The sequence below is a fragment of the Paenibacillus hebaui genome, assembly GCF_051934385.1.
GTDB lineage: Bacteria > Bacillota > Bacilli > Paenibacillales > Paenibacillaceae > Paenibacillus.
In genome coordinates, this window is record NZ_CP196836.1 from 3,326,399 (window position 1) to 3,345,456 (window position 19,058).

A 19,058-nucleotide genomic window follows, 5' to 3' on the forward strand; every position below is an offset into this window, starting at 1 on the left:
TCGATGAGGTGAGCATGTTGGATTTCATCTATCTTCAGACGTTCAGAGAAGTCGCGATTCGCGAGAGCTTCACCAGAGCAGCAGAGGCACTGGGTTATGCACAATCCAGCGTCACCACCCAAATTCAGAAGCTGGAAAAGGCATATCAAGTCAAACTGTTTGAGCGCTATAACAATAATAAGATTCGTCTGACTTCAGCCGGGGAAGAACTGTTTAAGCTTGCCGGACAGATGCTGGATCTGTTTGAGCAATCCAAGGAAAAAATGGCGAAGCAGGGCGGGGGCTCCATCAACATCGGTACGATGGATTCGATTGCTTCCTATTTTTTACCTCCGTATATGCAAGCTACGCGTAAGGAGTACCCAGATCTGAACATACGACTGCATACGAACCGCGAGGGAATGATCTTGCATCAGGTCAGAGAGGGTGAAGCCGATATTGGGCTTATTCTCGCAGAAGATTCGAACGATCCAGATTTGCAGTGGATTACCATTCGCGAAGAACCACTTTTGCTAATCGTGCATCCGCACCATCCGCTGCTCGCCAAAGCACAGATTGAATGGAATGATCTGATGGATATGGAATGGATCATGCCAGAACATACCTGCAACTACAGGCAATTGCTTGAAAGGGTGCTTCGTGCAAATTCAATCCCTTATCGGATCGGACTGGAACTTGGTAATCCTGAAGCGATTAAAAGAAGTATTAAGACAGGGCAGGGTATTTCAATTCTGCCACAAATGGCTGTAATGGAAGAAATAGAACGCGGAGAATTGAAGGCTTTACCTCTAGAACATGCAGAACTTCAACTCGAAATTAAGCTCATTCTTCATCCCAAGAAGTGGGTGTCTAACGCACTGCATTATTTTATGGAAGGTTTGAAAAAGTAAAGGAATACGAATTGACAGTTGTAGTCGTCGGTGTTAGGATACTACTTAACAATTATTAGGAGGGTTGCGATCCATGTGGTTTACTCTATGCGCTTAAGATAAGCACTCAATAAAAAGCGATTTTCACCACGTTTAGTGGGCTTTTTTTGAGTTGCTTATTTTTGCGTATGAGAACATTGAACGCGATCCAGACGGCATTTTTATGAGCCTTCTTTCGCTATGCTCTGATACGTAATTTATGCAGACCCAGGCCCGCAAATGGACTTGGGTCTGTTTTTTTTTTTTTTTTTTTGTATCGTTTAGAATATTTGGAAAATTTTAGATTAGTTAATATTCAGAGACAAGGAGTAATGATGATGCAAGGCAAACAATGGTACTTCTTTATTTGATGCTCCTTTTGCGAATCCGCTGTAAGGCCTGAGAACGAAATCAGAAGCTACGGTATCGAAGGAGGATAAATTCATGTTATTGATAAAAGCGGAAAGTATAGTTGTGGAATATTTAGGGAGAGACGTGCTCGATATCGACCAGTTGGAATTGTACGGCTACGATCGAATTGGTCTCGTTGGCGCAAACGGAGCTGGGAAAAGCACATTGCTTAAAGTGATGCTGGGCCACATCCCCTTACCGGAAGGCAGACTCAAGAGGGATGGGACGTTCACCTACATTCCACAGTTGGAAGAGGCCTTTGTCAAAGATGTGCAGGATTATGCCATAATGGGCAAATTAGGCGTCGATCGCGTGCAAACGGAATCCATGAGCGGCGGGGAAGAGACACGGCTAAAGATTGCGCAGGCACTGTCTGAAGAGGCACACGGCATTTTTGCCGACGAGCCGACATGCCATCTGGACCGGGAAGGTATCGACTTTCTCATTAATCGTCTCAAACATTACACTGGGGCTTTGCTCATCATCAGTCATGATCGCTACTTTCTGGACCGGGTCGTCGATAAGATCTGGGAGTTGAAAGACGGAAGAATCACCGAATATTGGGGCGGCTATACCGACTATCTGACACAAAAAGAAGAGGAACGCCAGAGACAGGCTGTCCAATACAAGCAATATGTAGCGGAACGGGAGCGGCTGGAACAGGCGATAGAGGAGAAGAAAAGTCAAGCCCGCAAGCTTGAACAAAAGACAAAAGGGGCCGACAGAAAAAAAAGTACGGAAAGTGGCGGACGCCTTGGCCATCAGAAGTCCCAGGGTAGCAAGCAGAAGAAGTTCCATAACGCTGCCCAAAATATGGAGCGAAGAATCGAAGCGCTGGGAGAAGTTGACGCGCCCGTAGCCATTCGCAGCGTGCAATTCCGTCAGAGCAAAGCGCTGGAATTGCATAATCCATTTCCGATTGTAGGCAAAGATCTCCACAAAAGATTCGGGGACAAAGTAATTTTCGACAACGTTTCTTTCCAGTTCCCGCTAGGCAGCAAGATAGCAATCACGGGCTCCAACGGGGTCGGAAAAAGTACGTTGTTCAACATGATCAGAGATCGGGATTACGGGATTACGATATCTCCCAAAGCGGAAATCGGCTGCTTTGTGCAAACCAGCTACAGGTTCGAGCGGAATCAGAACGTCATTGCCTTCATGCAGGAAAATTGCGAATACCCTATTTCGGACATTCGGGCAGTGCTTGCGTCAATGGGATTCACGCATCAGGATGTTCGCAAAGAACTAACCGTATTAAGCGGTGGAGAAATCATAAAGCTCCAGTTAGCCAAATTGCTGCTTGGATCTTACAACATCCTGCTTATGGACGAACCGAGCAATTTTCTGGATATTCCTGCTGTAGAAGCGCTGGAGACCATGATGCAACATTACCTGGGTACCATCGTTTTTATATCTCATGATGCGCGTCTGATCGAGAGCGTTGCCGATCAGGTATACGAAGTAAAGAACGAGCGGCTTGTTCGATTAAAGTAATAGGAAATTAGGGAAAATCATAATAAAGGAGAAATTATTCATGCATAGACAATGGAAAAAAACCTTCGTATTGATTTTCAGTGGACAAATCTTTTCAATTCTAACGTCCGCTATGGTTCAGTTTTCAATGATCTGGCATTTGACCGAGACAACAGGTTCGGCTACTGTGTTGATGATCGCAGGTCTAGCCGGTTTCCTGCCGCAAGCGCTCCTGGGCCCGTTCATCGGTGTCTGGCTTGATCGATGGAATCGTAAGCTGACGATGATCGCTGCGGATAGCGCCATTGCGCTTACCAGTTTGGTTCTGGGCGCCTGGTTCGTATGGAGCGAACCGAGTTTGTGGGTCGTATATGTGATACTGTTCATCCGATCCGTAGCAACATCCTTCCATGCTCCGTCGTTCCAGGCCTCGATTCCACTAATCGCGCCAGATGAACAATTAACGAAAGTAGCCGGCTGGCATCAGTTGGTGTTCTCGACTTCCAACGTACTGGGACCGGCACTTGGGATAGCGGTTTACTCGGCAACTTCCTTAGGAATGGTATTGCTCTTGGATGTGGTGGGCGCTCTATTGGCCAATATTATGCTGCTGCTGGTCAAGATTCATCAACCGAAGCAGCAGGCCGTTCAAGCGCCTTCGTTTCGAAAGGAATTTACTCTCGGGTGGAAAGCTTTCCTTTCGGTGAAGCCTGTTGTCACGATTACGGTCGCAATGGCTGCATTCAGCGTTGTTTTTATGCCTCTTGCCATACTTTTTCCTCTAATAACATTGTCGCACTTCAACCGCGGGGGCTATAGCGCCAGTTTGATTGAGGCGGTATTCGGCATTGGCATGATACTTGGCGGCGCATTGTTGTCGGTTCTTGGTTCTAAATGGAAGGATTCCACATATATGAGTCTTAGTTTGGGCGCTATTGGATTTACCTGCGTCCTGAGCGGGGTGGTCGGAAGTGAAGCGTTCCTTGTTTTCGCCGTCTTGTCTTTCATCATGGGCGCAGCCGCGCCTTTATTCAATGGCCCCTATATGGCGATGATTCAGAAGTCATATGAACCTGAAATATTAGGGCGGGTTCTCTCATTTGTCACGAGCATTGGACTGTTGGCCTCCCCGATTGGACTGGCGATGGCAGGACCAGTCGTCGAACGTTTCGGGGTTCAAATGTGGTTCTTTGGTTCGGGGATTGTCGTGGCTTTGATCGGAATTTATCTATTCCTCAAGTTTCATAGCACTGGCAAAGAGCAGAGACTTGGTCAGTAATTAAAAAGATCGTCTCATCCGTTGCAACAAACTGCTCAAACTTTTAAAAGTCGTCAATATGGCGGCTTTTTTTATGGTTAAAATCACAATTCCATATTGTTCCTTCTATGTTATAGTATAAAAGACCTATAAAAAAGGAGCTGTTCATATTTGAAACTAAAATTCGCTAAAAGTCTACTCGTAGCCAGTCTATTAAGTCCAATATTAGCCTTCGGCACGCCTGCCTATGCCAAAGAGCTTCCCCAGCCCGAGTGGGTGTATGATGTTACTTACGGGGAATGGTCCCTTCCTTTTGACAAAATTTCGGGAATAGTTGTAGATTCCGAAGGAAATCAGAGCCTGCTAGGTGAGAAATTCGCCAACAACAAAAGTTATTTGGAAAATATGAATCCCACGACGGGTCAGATCCGATGGTCCATTCGAAAAGATTTTTTTTATACCTCCTCAGAGGATGGTTACATATTTATTCTGGAAAACAATAATCAAATCAGCGCGATGCATCTAGCTACAGGTAAAAAGTTATGGACCAGAACCCTTCCCTCTAAAAAGGAAGATTACTATCCTTCATATGATGAGGGAATGTATCCGGGGAAAAATGGCAGCCTGTATGTGGTCTCACATTCAAAAGATGATAAAGCCACTCTATACTATTACGACTCCGCTGGTCGGAGAACTAAGAAATATACTTTACCTTATATAATCGTGGGTATAGAAGGAGATTATGTATTTGCCAAAACCTACAGTGATGACCCGAATACATATATTATAAGCCTCGCTACAGGAAAAAAAATTAGAACGGCAACGAACGGAATATCATTCATCCCTGTGACTGTATTAAAGGATAACACACTGATTACTCAAAACGTGGTCAAGAATACGTTGACGTTAAAAGCGTTCCATCCTACAGGAAAGTTAAAATGGACGAAAGAACTTCCATATGTGAGTGAAAAAACAGAAGTATACACACTTCAGGATCGTTTTCTGTTTATAGATGGTAAAAATAATACGTTGAAACTGTATGCTTCCGACGGTAAGTTGCTTGCGAGCAAATCTTACAAGCCTATGGCTACTGGATATAATCGTTTATTGAAAACGATAGATGTATCAAAGGATCAGTTGAGCTTCATGTTCACTATTAGAAAGGGCAAACAATACGAAATAAAAATATTGGATTCGAAGAATCTGAATTTAATTAAGTCTTTCACTGAAGGTGAATATTATAACAAGAGTGAATATGAGATTAGCAATAACAAAACCGAATTCATTATCATTGATAGTTACGGAAAAAGCATAAGCAAGTACAAATTTGAATAATAAATGATTCTTGAACAAGCCTGCGTTCGGTCGAGTACCAGACGAAGGCTTTTTTTCTGAAAAGCAAGTTAACTAGAGTTGAATCTTTTTGAATGTGGCAATCACCTTGTCAAATCTGAAATAGCATGTTATCGTTGATAACGATTATCAATATCATTAAGAGAAGGTGGGTTTAATTTGATGAAACGAAGAAATACGATGTGGCCTTTGCTGGCTCTGATTGTGCTGCTTATATTGAGCGCATGCAGCCAGTCCGCAACGACGAGTGATGCAACCGAGACAAATACTAACGCAGCTGCGGAGACTACAACAAGCGACTCGTCTACAGCTGATACGAAGGCTGCTAAAGAAGAGCCCGTCACGTATCAATCAGATGCAGGCGAAGTGCAAGTGCCCAAAAATCCGAAGCGCATCATCGATCTGACGGCATTTTCGACAGGATACTTTGTGGCGCTGGATGCCCCGTTAGTCGGAGTGTCGTCAGGTGCGATGAACAACAAGTATATCAAGGAGCAACTCACAAGTATGGGGGCGATAGATCTGGGCGAGCAGCCTACAGCCGAGCAACTAATCAGCTTAAAGCCCGACCTGATTATTGCTTATACAGGTGCAGAGGGACTCGATAAGTTATCCCAGATTGCACCTGTGGCACAATTCGAGTATGGCAAACGCAGCGTCAAAGATCTCATGCTGGAAATAGGGAAGCTGACCAATAGAGAAGACGCGGCGAAGGACTGGAATACAAAATGGGAAGCAAAGATTAACGAGTTGAAGCCACAGGTGCAAGCCGCTGTTGGTGACCGCACGGTTTCCATCCTTAATCCGTATTCAAAAGGTCTCTTTGTATTCGGCCATAATTACGGTCGTGGTGGTGAGATCATCTATGGCGAATTTGGCCTTAAGGCGCCAACCAAGGCTCAGGCTGAGGCAATTGACAGTGGAACAGGTTGGGCATCGATCTCAATGGAAGTGTTACCGGAATATGCAGGTGACATCATCTTCACCAGTCCGTGGGCAGGAGATACAAGTGATTCAAAGATAGTCTATGACAATAAAATATGGCAGAATCTACCGGCGGTTAAGTCCGGCTATGTGTTCCAACTTGATCCAACATCGGATACATACAACGATCCTATATCACTGGAAGGTCAGCTGAAGTTTATTACGGATAGTCTGCTTTCAGTGAAGTAGTGAAGTAAGGTTCACTTTTTGATACGATATGAGAGAGAGTTAAGAGCATTCCTGAAGGTCACTAAGTGACCTTCAGGAATGCTCTTTTTTCTGTTTCTCTTTGGACATTGCACTGAAATAGTCTATAACAACGCTGTGAAACTCCAATGCTGCTTTTGAGATGTATCTGCTTTTGTGTGACATTAAAGCAATCTCACGCACCAGACTATGATCCTCGATGGGGAGATATTTAATACGTTCTATTGGATTTTTTGCTGTACTTGGTATGAATGCGAGACCAATCTCCGCTTCCACAAGTGCGGTTAATCTTGCAGGCTCGTTTCCTTCGTATACATACTTGGGTACAAACCCGACTGTTTGACATAGGGAGTCCACCTGATCACGAACACCATACCCTTTCTTCACACCCACAAACCACTCATCCTTAAGTTCTGCTAACGTTATGCTGCTTCGATTCGAATAGGGATGACTGAGGGGAACGGCTACAACGACGGGGTCCGCGAAAAGTATCTGACAATTGATCTCAGCACCTTGGATCGGAGGGGAGGACAGACAAAAATCAACCTCACCTCGATGCAGAAGTATGGCCATCTCGTCTAAGGTTACCATTTGTACATGAAACTGAATATTCGGCTTTCTTTTATGAAATTCCCTCAATATGCCGGGCAATGTGCTTGCTGTGGTCACCGCCAATTGAAGTGTGCCCTGCTCCGGGTTGGAGAGGTCCGCAATTTCCTGTTTTCCCTGTTCCAATTCGAATAGGGCTTTTTCGGTTCGGTGAAGAAAGCTCCTTCCGAATTCGTTAAGTCTCAGCTTCCTGCCCATTCGATCAAATAAAGGTGCTCCCAGATCGTCTTCTAACCGTTGTATCGTTTTGCTCAATGAAGATTGAGTGACATGCAGCATTCCTGCGGCTTCCGTAACATGCTCACATCGGGCTACCGTCAGAAAATATCGTAGTTGAAGAAGCTCCATTTATACCGCCCCTTATTCCTTATAGTTCATCAAATCATAACATACAATGCGTTGGAATAAATAAAGGAATTCAATTAAGATTGACAACAGAAGAAGGGGGATGTATTCAATGAACGCTCGAAATAAATGGTTAATGATATCTGTTGGCTTGGGAATTATGTTGAATCCATTAAATTCTTCCATGATTTCTGTGGCCATTGCAAGATTGCAAAATGTGTATCAACTTGATGTTACAGCCGTTTCGTGGATTATTTTTTCATTCTACATTGCGAGTGCTGTTGCTCAACCCGTCGTGGGCAAGTGCAGTGATCTGTTCGGTCGCAGGAAGATATTCCTCTCCGGTCTCATTGTCGTCTTTGTCTCATCCATGTTAGCTCCGCTGTCCCCGAGCTTTTCGTGGCTCATCGTATTCCGAATCGTGCAATCTGTTGGCACAAGCATGATGGTGGCTGTCGGAATGGCGATTGTAAGAATTTACGTAACTGATAAGCAGGCAGTTGCCTTGTCCACCCTGGCAATCTTCCTGTCCGGAGCAGCTGCGATCGGTCCCTTTATTGGAGGCATATTGATTCATTGGTGGGACTGGCCAAGCATATTCATGGTTAATATTCCGGTAGTAGCTGCGAGCTTTTTATTCGCTTGGAGAACCATTCCGCAGGACGAACCCATTAAATACGCTTCAGGGCACATGTCCATTCGGAAATGGCTCGATTTGGTTGACATACGGGGCATCCTGTTGTTTACAGTAGCTTTGGTGACTCTGTTGAGTGCTGTACTTTCGGTCAAATCAACCGGATATATTTCAATATGGCACCTTGTGACAGGCGGGATTGGTTTGATTGCACTGGTAACTTTTATAAGACACGAATTAAAAACGTCATCACCCTTCATTCCTTTGCGAAAATTTGCGAAATATCCTGAAATGACATGGGTGAACCTACAATTCATGCTGGTCAACATTCTTTTTTACGCCCTGTTTTTTGGGGTACCGTCTTACTTGCAGCAAGTGCGTCATCTCAATGAAGTTCATACGGGGATAATCATGCTTGTTCTGGGCTTATGCTCACTCGTCATTTCTCCTATCGCAGGACGATGGATTGACAAATCGGGGTCTCGGCCAGCTTTAATCGTATCTGCAGTGTTAATGACACTGGGGTCCATATGGATTGTGGCATTGGATGAAGCTTCACCGGTCATCAGCATAATCTTGCCTTTAGCTGTATTTGGCATAAGTAACGGGTTGAACGGTGTGGGAATGCAGGCGGCTTTGTTTAAGAGCACACCAAAAGAAATGATCGGTGTCGCATCGGGTATTTTTAATACATCGAGATATTTGGGCACCATTTTGTCATCACTGTTGATTGGAATCGTCATGGGAGATACGTTTAGTGTTATGGGATTTCACATACTAGGCATCATACTTACCATATTATCCACCTCCTTAATCCTCATGACCTTACGCCGTCAGAGAGTTTTGGAAACGCAAGCGTTATAGTTTCGACAAATCAGGATTTCAAGAAGCTGCATGAATTGTTCCAGTCCATTCGGAAACGATGAAGTGGCATAATTGTTCCTCCCAGCAGAATATCTTGTTTGATAGAATAAAAATATCCTCTGATGTAAGCGATTTCCTAAATGTGCAGACGGGGAGAATCCATTATTTTATTGAAGGAGGGCAATGATGACAACATCTTACTTCACGGAGAAACGATTTATGAAAAAGGTACTTGGTTTATTCTTGGTAGTTGTAATGCTTGCTAGTGTCGGCGTATGGCCCAATTCGAGGGCTGAGGCAGCGGGAACCACCGTTACCTCGATGAATTATTTTTCATCAGCAGACGGTCCTGTCATTTCCAAATCTGGTGTCGGCAAAGCCAGCTACGGTTTTGTCATGCCAATTTTCAACGGAGGCTCCGCCACTTGGAACGATGTGCACGATGACATGGGGGTCAATGTGAAAGTGGGCGGTAACTGGGTTGATATTGATCAAGCCGGGGGCTACACCTATAACCAAAACTGGGGGCACTGGAGTGATGGTGGCTTCCATGGCTATTGGTTCACCCTCTCCGCAACGACCGATATTCAACTGTATTCCAAAGCGAATGGTGTTAAGCTTGAATATCAGCTTGTATTCCAAAACATAAACAAAACAACCATCACGGCGATGAATCCCACCCAAGGGCCGCAAATTACAGCAAGTTTCACAGGCGGTGCAGGCTTTACATATCCGACGTTCAACAATGATCCTGCGGTAACCTATGAAGCCGTAGCGGATGATCTGAAGGTATATGTAAAACCGATAAACAGCAGCACATGGATTGATATTGACAATAACGCAGCGAGCGGCTGGATTTATGATCACAACTTTGGCCATTTCACCGATGGTGGGGGCGGGTACTGGTTTAATGTAACGGAGTCGATCCACGTCAAATTGGAATCGAAGACTTCTTCGGCTAACATGGTTTATACCATCACCTTTAATGAACCCGTAAGAAATTCATATGTCATTACGCCTTATGAAGGAACGACCTTAACAGCAGATGCGAACGGCTCCATTGGCTTACCGCTGCCCAAAATTGACGGGGGTGCACCGATAGCGAAGGAACTGGACCATTTCGTTTACCAGATTCATATCAACGGGCAGTGGGTGGACTTGAGCAACTCCAGTCAGAGTAAGTTTGTTTACTCCGGTAATGGCTACAACAATATGTCTGCTGCCAATCAATGGGGATACTGGACTGATCACATCTATGGCCTTTGGTTCCAGCCGATCCAGGAGAATATGCAGCTTCGGATCGGCTATCCGTTGAACGGACAGAAGGGCGGGAATATCGGCAACAACTTTGTCAACTATACCTTGATCGGCAATCCAAATGCTCCGCGTCCAGATGTATCAGATCAAGAGGATATCTTAATCGGAACACCAACAAACCCGGCTATCGCAGGCATGAATCTCATCTGGCAGGATGAATTCAACGGAACAACGCTGGATACAAGTAAATGGAATTATGAAACAGGCTATTATCTCAATGACGATCCGGCTACCTGGGGATGGGGCAATGCAGAACTTCAGCACTACACAAACAGCATCCAAAATGTATATGTACAGGATGGAAAGCTGAATATCAAGGCTATGAACGATAGCAAGTCCTTCCCGCAGGATCCAAATAGATATGCACAATACTCCTCCGGTAAGATTAACACCAAAGATAAACTATCCCTGAAGTATGGCAGAGTAGATTTTCGTGCCAAGCTGCCTACAGGCGATGGCGTTTGGCCGGCACTTTGGATGCTTCCAAGAGATTCTGTATATGGCACATGGGCTGCATCAGGCGAAATCGATGTCATGGAAGCGAGAGGTCGTCTGCCTGGCTCTACGAGCGGTACCGTTCACTTTGGTGGACAATGGCCCGGGAACCAGTCATCAGGTGGTGAATATCACTTCTTGGAAGGGCAAACTTTTGCTAATGATTATCATGTATACTCCGTAGTTTGGGAAGAGGACAACATTAAATGGTATGTCGACGGCAAGTTTTTTTATAAAGTCACTAACGAGCAATGGTATTCCGCAGCTGCACCGAACAATCCAAACGCCCCTTTTGATGAGCCATTCTATCTCATCATGAACCTGGCGATTGGCGGAAACTTTGACGGCGGGCGTACTCCGAGCGCGGCTGATATTCCGGCAACCATGCAGGTGGATTATGTACGTGTGTATAAAGAAAAGTAATAAAACAACCTTCTACATCCAACATGATTGTCATCGATGATGAGGTGGGGGCTATCACTCTATCACTTAAAAAGTCGTCTATAAGGCGACTTTTTTTCATTTAAACATTATAAGTTCAGATCCCGATTTGAGGACAACATAACTGAAATGAATGCGATCATGTAAATTAGGGTTTTTAAAACGGAACTGAAGGGTAAGTATAAGTTGGACAATGGATTCGTTTAAAGTAAAACGTTGTGAAGGACAATGAAAAATGTGGGTATGGGTTGGTTCAGTTTTATTCCTCATTAGGAAAAGCATTGATTGTTAATATACTGTAAATAATAACAATATAATGAGTAATACATCTGAAAAATGTGCTACAGAAACATCCAATCCACACAAAAAAGGATCATTATTCGAACAACACCGAGATGAGGAGGACTTATGAAAACAACCAAGGTATCATTTTTTGTACTTACATTAGTACTGCTCCTAGTGACTGGTTTATCGGGATGGGCAGGGAGTGCAACGGCAGAATCAAATTCCGGTAAAACCTACGTGATCGGTACGGACATTACATTTGCACCGTTTGAATATCAAGATGAAAATGGTGATTATGTAGGCATAGATATGGATTTACTGAATGCCATCGCCAAAGATCAGAACTTCAACTATAAAATCAAAGCCTTGGGATTTAATGCTGCTGTGCAGGCTCTTGAGTCCAATCAGGTGGATGGCGTCATTGCCGGGATGAGTATCACGGATGAACGAAAACAAAAGTTTGACTTCTCAGAGCCATACTATGATTCAGGCGTTGTTATGGGAATTAGCGCCAATAATGATACCATTAAAAGCTACGAAGATCTTCGCGATAAAAAGGTCGCCGTGAAAACGGGTACAGAAGGGTACAGCTTTGCTGAATCCATCGCCTCGAAGTATGGCTTTACCATTGTTCCATTCGACGATTCTTCGCAAATGTATGATGATGTAAAGACCGGTAATTCGGTTGCCTGTTTTGAAGATGAACCTGTTCTAAGATTTGGGGTAAAACAGAATAATGGTTTGAAAGTTGTTACCGACAAAGAAGACGGGGCTTCCTACGGATTTGCGGTAAGTAAGGGTAAAAATCAGGAACTTCTGGAAATGTTTAATGCTGGTCTTGTGAATATCAAAGCTAACGGTGAGTATAAGCGCATTATCGAGGAATATGTTGGAGAGAATGCCCCAGTTGCAAACCAGGGTCGTTGGGAATTGATCCAAAATTCACTTCCTGCCCTGTTCAAAGGTCTGGGTACCACCCTCTTATATACGATTGTTTCATTGTTTTTCGCCTTTATTCTAGGCTTGATTTTTGGCTTTATGAAAGTGGGACAAAATAAGTTCCTTCGTGTTGTTGCTACCGTATTTGTGGATATCTTCCGCGGGGTGCCATTGATTGTTCTGGCGTTCTTTATCTATTTCGGGATTCCGCAGGCCATGGGCTTCACCATGCCATTGTTCCTGGCCGCCATTCTGACACTAAGTCTGAATGCAGGAGCTTACGTAACGGAAATTATTCGTGGAGGAATTCAATCCATTGATCGTGGTCAGATGGAAGCTGCACGTTCACTCGGAATTCCTTATCGCAAAGCCATGATGAAGATCGTAATCCCTCAGGCCATACGGGTGATGATCCCTTCATTTATCAATCAGATGGTGATTACATTGAAAGATACGTCAATTTTGTCTGTCATTGGCCTTGTGGAGTTGACTCAATCGGGTAAAATTGTCATCGCAAGAACGTTTGCTTCTTTTGACATTTGGTTAACTGTTGCGATCATGTACCTGATTGTCATCATCACATTGACTAAAATTGCTGACTATCTGGAGGTGAAGGTTCGTCGTGGGTAAAATTATAGTTGAAGGATTAAAGAAAAGTTTTGGCACAAATCAGGTTCTGAAAGGAATCGATATGTCGGTTGTTGAGGGTGAAGTGGTCTGTGTGATCGGACCTTCCGGGTCGGGTAAAAGTACGTTTTTGCGCTGTATTAACCAGTTAGATGAGATTACAGCTGGACGCGTTATTGTCGATGATCGGGATCTGAATGATCCCAAAACGAACCTTAACAAAGCCCGCGAAAATATCGGCATGGTGTTTCAGCATTTTAATCTGTTTCCTCATTTCAGTGTGCTGAAAAACATCATGTTTGCCCCCAGAGAACTTGGAATATTAAATGAAAAGGAAGCGCGGGACACGGCGCTCCGATTACTTGAGCGTGTTGGGTTGTCGGATAAAGCTAACAGCTATCCCAACCAGCTATCAGGTGGACAAAAACAACGGGTCGCCATTGCTCGGGCGCTTGCCATGAATCCGGACGTTATGTTATTTGATGAACCAACTTCAGCGCTTGACCCTGAGATGGTTGGAGAAGTACTGGGCGTGATGAAGGATCTCGCGAGCGAAGGAATGACGATGATCATCGTAACCCATGAGATGGGTTTTGCACGTGAAGTGGCCGATCGGGTCATTTTCATGGATGGGGGTTATATTGTAGAGCAAGGTACGCCAGAAGAAATATTTGGTAGACCGACCAATGAGCGGACGATCAGCTTCTTAGAGAAAGTACTCTAAAATCATACCAAAAACCTTCAAGACATCGTTCTTGAAGGTTTTTTGGTACGGCTATTACGTCGTTAATTCTTATTCAGATTGGATGATTATACGAGAATGAGAATATGCTGCTCAACCTTTAACTGCACCCGCAGTAAGGCCGCTGACGATATATTTCTGACCGAATAAATAAAGGATAAATACAGGCAATGAAGTTAGCACGAGATTGGCAAAAATCAAGTTCCAGTCCCGGCTGTATTTGCCGTAGAAGTTGTAAATCGAAAGCGGCATCGTCCACGTTGAGCTGTCTGTCAGGAAGTACACCGGAATCGTGATATCATTCCATACGGACATAAACACCATAATGGCTACCGTTGCATTGACGGGCAGGATGAGCGGTGTAACGATGCGGAAAAACACGCCGAACACACTAGCACCTTCCAAAAAAGCGACCTCATCCAGCGCCCTCGGAATCGTTTTGATAAATCCGCTGTACAAGAATACACTGAATGCCGTATTCAATGCGGCATAGATCAGGATGACACTGGTGATGCTGCCGTAGAATCCCAATCCTTGCACGACACGGATCGTCGTGATGATCGACATTGGCGCAATCAGTCCCATGAAGAAATACATGTAGATAGTGCCGGATAATTTGGTTTCCCGACGTGCCAGAATAAATGCCGCTGCCGAAGAGGCAACGATGTTAATGATGGACGAAACTCCTGTAATCAAGATGCTGTTGAAGAATGCTCGCGACAGTCCGCCTTCCTGGAAGACACGAACATAGTTCGAGAACTGCCATGTTTCAGGGAAACTCAGGGAGAAGCTGAGCACTTCGGCACTGGTTTTAAATGAACCAAAGATCAGAATCACAAGCGGCAACAGAACGATAAGAGAGGCCAGAATCAGGAACCCTTCCACGATATAGTTGCGGATGGCAAGTTTGCGTGTATAGCCCATGTTATTCCGTAACCTCCTTACGCCGCATGAAGATCAATAGCGGTATGGCAATAATCGTGACGACCACGAACAGAAGTGTGTTGACCGCGGTACCGAGTCCCCAGTTGCCTTCGCCAAAAGATCGCAGAATAATCGTACCAACGACCTGGGAAGCGTTACCTGGGCCGCCACCTGTCATGACATATACTTCAGAGAATACTTTAAGTCCACCGATCAATGTCAGCATCAGGTTAATGTTAATGGCTGGCAATAAGAGCGGCAGTGTAATTTTGAAAAAACTTCTCCACGAGCTTGCGCCATCAATCTTGGCTGCTTCGTAATATTCCTGAGAAATAGACTGCAGGCCCGCCAGATAGATGGCCATCTGGAAACCGGCACTCTGCCAGATTGAGACGATGGCAATCGTCCAGATGACAATGGATGGGTTGGTCAGCCAAGCTTGGCTTAACGAATGCAATCCAACAGATTCCAACAAATGGTTGATTGTACCTTCGGTACGCAACATGGGAGTGAACAGAATGCTGATCACCAGTATGCTGAGAATGGAAGGGGAGTAGAAGATGGCGCGCAGCAGGTTCTTCGTTCTTAATCGCATGTTAAGTCCTACGGCCAGCAACAGACCGATGACGTTTTTGCCAACCACCGTAACGATCGCAAATATCGCCGTGTTTTGCAGCGCCAGAATAAGCGTTTTGTCCGAGAAAATTTTCCTGAAATTATCCCACCCGATGAACTTCAGCTCCAGCCGGTCCAGCCGCCAATCGGTGAATGAGTAGTAGAAAGCGGCGAGAGCAGGCACAACGAAAAAGATGGAGTAGATAATTAGTGCGGGAAATATCATGTAATACGAATACAAATTTTTAGTCCTGTTCATGTCTCACACTCCGTTATAGCTAGGCAGCATAACGTTAGACCGTGTTATGCTACCTTATATTTCACTCTTTAGAAACCAGCTACACCTTTATCCTGCATCAGCTGACTGAACTTCTCATCCCAGGATTTCAGTACTTCTTCCGGTGACAGACCACCTGCAAATTGATCTTGTAGCAACCGGTACAGTTCGCTGCGATCAACCAGCATGTATGCATCCGTTGTCAGCACTGTTTTCTTCGGTGTAATATAATTGTCTACAATATCCTGCTTGTAAGCCGGCAATTCCGGTGTTGTGACGTCACTGAAATTGGATACGTACCCTTTGGAGTCCACGATCTGTTGTGCAACTTCCTTGGAAGCAATGTAGTCCAGGAATTGTTTGGCTTCTTCCAAATGTTTGGACTTCTTCGGAATGAACAGTTGTCCGCCGAGTGGACTTGCACCCAAACTGGCATCATCCGATGATGGAATCGGGAATACGCCCAGTTCCATGCTTGGATCTTGCTCAGCCACGCCTTCAATTAACCAGTCGCCCATAAACATCATGGCAACTTCCTTGTTCAGGAATTTACCTACTGCCATGTCATAGCTGTCGCTAAGCACATCCGTGTTGGTGTACCCCTTGGTGTACACTTCATACTGTTGTTCCAGGAACGTTTTGAATTCCGGAATATCGGACCATTTTTTCTTGTTGCTGTTCAAGTCATCAAAAAACGTCGGTTCATTTTTGGCTACAAAATCGGCAAAAGCTGCAGCAGGCCAGATGTTGGCAGCCCAGGCATCTTTGTAAGGCATGAATACGGGCGTAATGCCACTCGCTTTGATTTTTTCACAGACCGCCAAGAATTCTTCGTAGTTGGTTGGAATCGACAGCCCGAGTTCTTCAAAGATTTGTTTGTTGTAAACAACCCCTTGCATCCCTGTATCCTGACTGACATGGAAGCTGTAGAGGTGTCCACCAGAAGAAAGCACGTCTTTGTTCACAATTCTGCTCGCCCAAGGCTCGTTATCCAGAATCTCGAAGTTACGTTCAAGGTTCAGGTCCGTGACTGCGCTCGCCAGATTGTACTGAATAATGTCAGGCGTTTCATCTACAGCCAGTTTGGTTTGCAGTACAGTCGTCGTTTGTTCCGCTGGAATCAGCTGCAAATTGACGCGAATGTTCGTTTGTTTTTCGAATTCATCGAGAATGTCTTGTTGGATAAAGGCAGAGTCCTGAGAACTTTTAGAGATCGCCAGCTCCAGTGTGACCTTGCCATTCTTGCTGTCCCCGCCAGCAGATGTATCGGAATCCGTACCTCCTGATCCACACGCGGATAATGAAATCGATAATAAACTGGCCAGAATAATGGAAATCGCCTTTTTTCTTTTTATTGTTTTCAATGCAAATCCCCCTCTAAGACGTTTAGTGAATCCGTTTACAAGTCCGATTATAGATTCTTTTTTCTCCCGGGTACATGTCTGTGCTTGAACGTTGATGTGTAAAATACTGAACTTGAAACCGCTATCATTTCATTGAGGTGCATGATAAAGTAGACAGGAAGAAAGGCTGATTTTACATCATGTCGGAACAGGAGGGCCTCTTGGAGAATGGCAAAGTTCATACATAGGGTAACTCATGTCAGTTTGCAGACGAAGGTATTTTTGACGTTTTTGGCCCTGCTTTTGTTCGTGCTCGGCTGCTTTATCGTATATGTAAACATGGTCGTGATCCGCCCGCTCAAACAAAAAACAGTGCAGGATACGTTGATGACCGCAACAAAGGTAAGAGAGCAGGTTGATCTCTATATGGATCAGCAGAACCAGTTGTCGCAGCGAATCCTGTCCAGCAAGGACATCTTCACAACCATGGACAAGAGTTCGTCAGCTCATAGTAATTATGAAAGGCTGAAGCAGATTCGGATCATCAAAGACATCATGTTTCAGGCCATCGGGCCTAGTATGAACATCAAGGACATGTCCATCTATGACAAGCAAGGCGTGCTTCTTACGTCGTATCTGGGTTCTGGAAACTCCACAGTGATCTTGAGTACGATGGTGGAAAACAGCAAGGTTGGACGAGAGTGGTCGGGGAATGGTTTTGTCTTGCTCCGCCAAGACGATACCATTTCCTTTGTTCGCACGGTTAACGATCAGAACGGGAAGGTGTATGGCTATCTTAGTATTCAGATGGATCAGGCCTACATTCAAAATCTTACGGAAGGAATCTCGGCGGGCAATGTCTTTATTCTGAATCAGCAAGGTGAGCAGATGACTGGAGCGGAAGCAGATGCTAAACCATTAAATTGGATAAATTCGTCATCCGATCAAGGGTTGTATATCGATGAACATGACAATTACGTTACGTATTCCACCTCACCTAGTACAGGCTGGGTCACTTATATCGTAACACCTAACCAATCGGTATTGGGCTCGATCCATTCGGTTCAAACCATGTCCATCCTGTTGATTACGGCATTGATGCTGGTTTCTTTTGTGTATATTTTTTTATCAACGCGTAATTTGCTGCTTCCGATTCGCAAACTTCGCAGCCAAATCTGGCGTATCAATTACAGCAATATGAACCTTAAAGTCAATGATGTACCAAAAAATAACGATTTGCTGCTGCTGAATGAAGCATTTGAAGAGTTGATGGAACGGCTGCAACAATCCATCGACCGTGAAAAAGTGGCACTGCATGAAGAAGTAAAAGCGCGGAATTCGGCACTGCAAGCTCAAATCGCCCCTCACTTCATTCATAACGTTCTTTACTTGATCAGCATTGCTGCTCAAGAGGGGAAAACCAAAGTTGTATCCGATATGTGCAAACATCTCTCAGACAGTTTACGTTATATCGTGTCCTCACCCTACGCGCATGTGACCTTGGCGGAGGAGCTTGAGCATACGAGACATTATTTGTCGCTCGTACAGCAAAAGTATGAGGAAGATTTGGAATGGGACATCATTTCCGACGTGTTAGCCAGGGAAATTCGGTTGCCGCGCCTGGTCATTCAGCCTTTCGTGGAGAATTGCATCGAACATGCATTTTCCAATACCGCACCACCTTGGCGTATCCAGATCACCGTGAAGCATTATAACGGATTGTGGGCTTTGGAAATTAAAGATAACGGGGAAGGTTTCCCACCAGATAAAATCCAGGAGATTTTAGCCAATATACAGCAATCTGGATCTGGCAGAGAACACCCATTGAATCGCCAGACAGCACTCGGTAATATGGGGATCCTTAACAGCGTTAACCGACTCAAACTGATGTATAGCAACCGACTCTTTTTTAACATATTCAACAATCATGCACACGGGGAAAAAGGAGCAACGATACAAATCATCGGTTCACTCACCAAGGATTTTTACTAAGCATAGGAGGAACAA

General features: G+C 44.7%; 14 protein-coding genes. 10 read left to right on the top strand and 4 right to left on the bottom strand.

Annotation, left to right across the window (positions count from 1 at the left end):
• Nucleotides 1-14 precede the first annotated feature (14 nt).
• The 5 genes from ACR32F_RS14740 (at nt 15) to ACR32F_RS14760 (ending at nt 6,576) form a co-directional block, all read left to right on the top strand.
• Nucleotides 15-890 carry a LysR family transcriptional regulator gene (locus ACR32F_RS14740; RefSeq protein WP_440119423.1) on the top strand — a complete coding sequence of 292 codons (876 nt, stop codon included), beginning with the start codon at nt 15-17 and terminating at the stop codon, nt 888-890.
• 462 nt (nt 891-1,352) lie between these two features.
• Nucleotides 1,353-2,813, top strand: coding sequence for an Msr family ABC-F type ribosomal protection protein (locus ACR32F_RS14745; RefSeq protein ID WP_440119424.1), 1,461 nt, complete (start codon nt 1,353-1,355; stop codon nt 2,811-2,813).
• A gap of 40 nt (nt 2,814-2,853) precedes the next feature.
• On the top strand, nt 2,854-4,071 hold the full coding sequence (locus ACR32F_RS14750) for an MFS transporter (RefSeq protein ID WP_440119425.1): 1,218 nt from the start codon (nt 2,854-2,856) through the stop codon (nt 4,069-4,071).
• Nucleotides 4,072-4,221: 150 nt separating this feature from the next.
• On the top strand, nt 4,222-5,385 hold the full coding sequence (locus tag ACR32F_RS14755; RefSeq protein WP_440119427.1) for an outer membrane protein assembly factor BamB family protein: 1,164 nt from the start codon (nt 4,222-4,224) through the stop codon (nt 5,383-5,385).
• A gap of 180 nt (nt 5,386-5,565) precedes the next feature.
• Nucleotides 5,566-6,576 carry an ABC transporter substrate-binding protein gene (locus ACR32F_RS14760; RefSeq protein WP_440119428.1) on the top strand — a complete coding sequence of 337 codons (1,011 nt, stop codon included), beginning with the start codon at nt 5,566-5,568 and terminating at the stop codon, nt 6,574-6,576.
• Between the two features lie 72 nt (nt 6,577-6,648).
• On the opposite strand, the gene ACR32F_RS14765 is transcribed toward ACR32F_RS14760, so the two are convergent.
• Nucleotides 6,649-7,551 (bottom strand): LysR family transcriptional regulator, encoded by a 903-nt coding sequence (locus tag ACR32F_RS14765; RefSeq protein ID WP_440119429.1) that lies wholly within the window; start codon nt 7,549-7,551, stop codon nt 6,649-6,651.
• 109 nt (nt 7,552-7,660) lie between these two features.
• On the opposite strand from ACR32F_RS14765, the gene ACR32F_RS14770 reads away from it, so the two are divergent.
• The 4 genes from ACR32F_RS14770 (at nt 7,661) to ACR32F_RS14785 (ending at nt 13,874) form a co-directional block, all read left to right on the top strand.
• Complete coding sequence (locus ACR32F_RS14770; RefSeq protein WP_440119430.1) at nt 7,661-9,046, top strand: MFS transporter; 1,386 nt, start codon at nt 7,661-7,663, stop codon at nt 9,044-9,046.
• A gap of 186 nt (nt 9,047-9,232) precedes the next feature.
• Complete coding sequence (locus ACR32F_RS14775; RefSeq protein WP_440119861.1) at nt 9,233-11,281, top strand: glycoside hydrolase family 16 protein; 2,049 nt, start codon at nt 9,233-9,235, stop codon at nt 11,279-11,281.
• 426 nt (nt 11,282-11,707) lie between these two features.
• Nucleotides 11,708-13,153, top strand: coding sequence for an amino acid ABC transporter substrate-binding protein/permease (locus ACR32F_RS14780; protein ID WP_440119431.1), 1,446 nt, complete (start codon nt 11,708-11,710; stop codon nt 13,151-13,153).
• Nucleotides 13,146-13,874, top strand: coding sequence for an amino acid ABC transporter ATP-binding protein (locus ACR32F_RS14785; RefSeq protein WP_440119432.1), 729 nt, complete (start codon nt 13,146-13,148; stop codon nt 13,872-13,874). The genes ACR32F_RS14780 and ACR32F_RS14785 overlap by 8 nt, the downstream gene beginning before the upstream one ends.
• A 111-nt stretch (nt 13,875-13,985) precedes the next feature.
• On the opposite strand, the gene ACR32F_RS14790 is transcribed toward ACR32F_RS14785, so the two are convergent.
• The 3 genes from ACR32F_RS14790 to ACR32F_RS14800 all read right to left on the bottom strand — a co-directional run bounded on the left by ACR32F_RS14790 (nt 13,986) and on the right by ACR32F_RS14800 (nt 17,072).
• Nucleotides 13,986-14,816, bottom strand: a complete 831-nt coding sequence (locus ACR32F_RS14790; RefSeq protein WP_017688542.1) for a carbohydrate ABC transporter permease — start codon at nt 14,814-14,816, stop codon at nt 13,986-13,988.
• Between the two features lies 1 nt (nt 14,817).
• Nucleotides 14,818-15,690 carry a carbohydrate ABC transporter permease gene (locus ACR32F_RS14795; RefSeq protein ID WP_440119434.1) on the bottom strand — a complete coding sequence of 291 codons (873 nt, stop codon included), beginning with the start codon at nt 15,688-15,690 and terminating at the stop codon, nt 14,818-14,820.
• A 68-nt stretch (nt 15,691-15,758) separates the two neighbouring features.
• Nucleotides 15,759-17,072: an ABC transporter substrate-binding protein gene (locus ACR32F_RS14800; RefSeq protein ID WP_440119435.1), complete on the bottom strand. Its 1,314-nt coding sequence runs from the start codon at nt 17,070-17,072 to the stop codon at nt 15,759-15,761.
• A 207-nt stretch (nt 17,073-17,279) separates the two neighbouring features.
• Between ACR32F_RS14800 and ACR32F_RS14805 the strand changes: the two genes are divergently transcribed.
• Entirely contained in the window at nt 17,280-19,043 is a 1,764-nt protein-coding gene (locus tag ACR32F_RS14805) for a sensor histidine kinase (RefSeq protein WP_440119436.1), read from the top strand.
• The last annotated feature ends 15 nt before the right edge of the window (nt 19,044-19,058 follow it).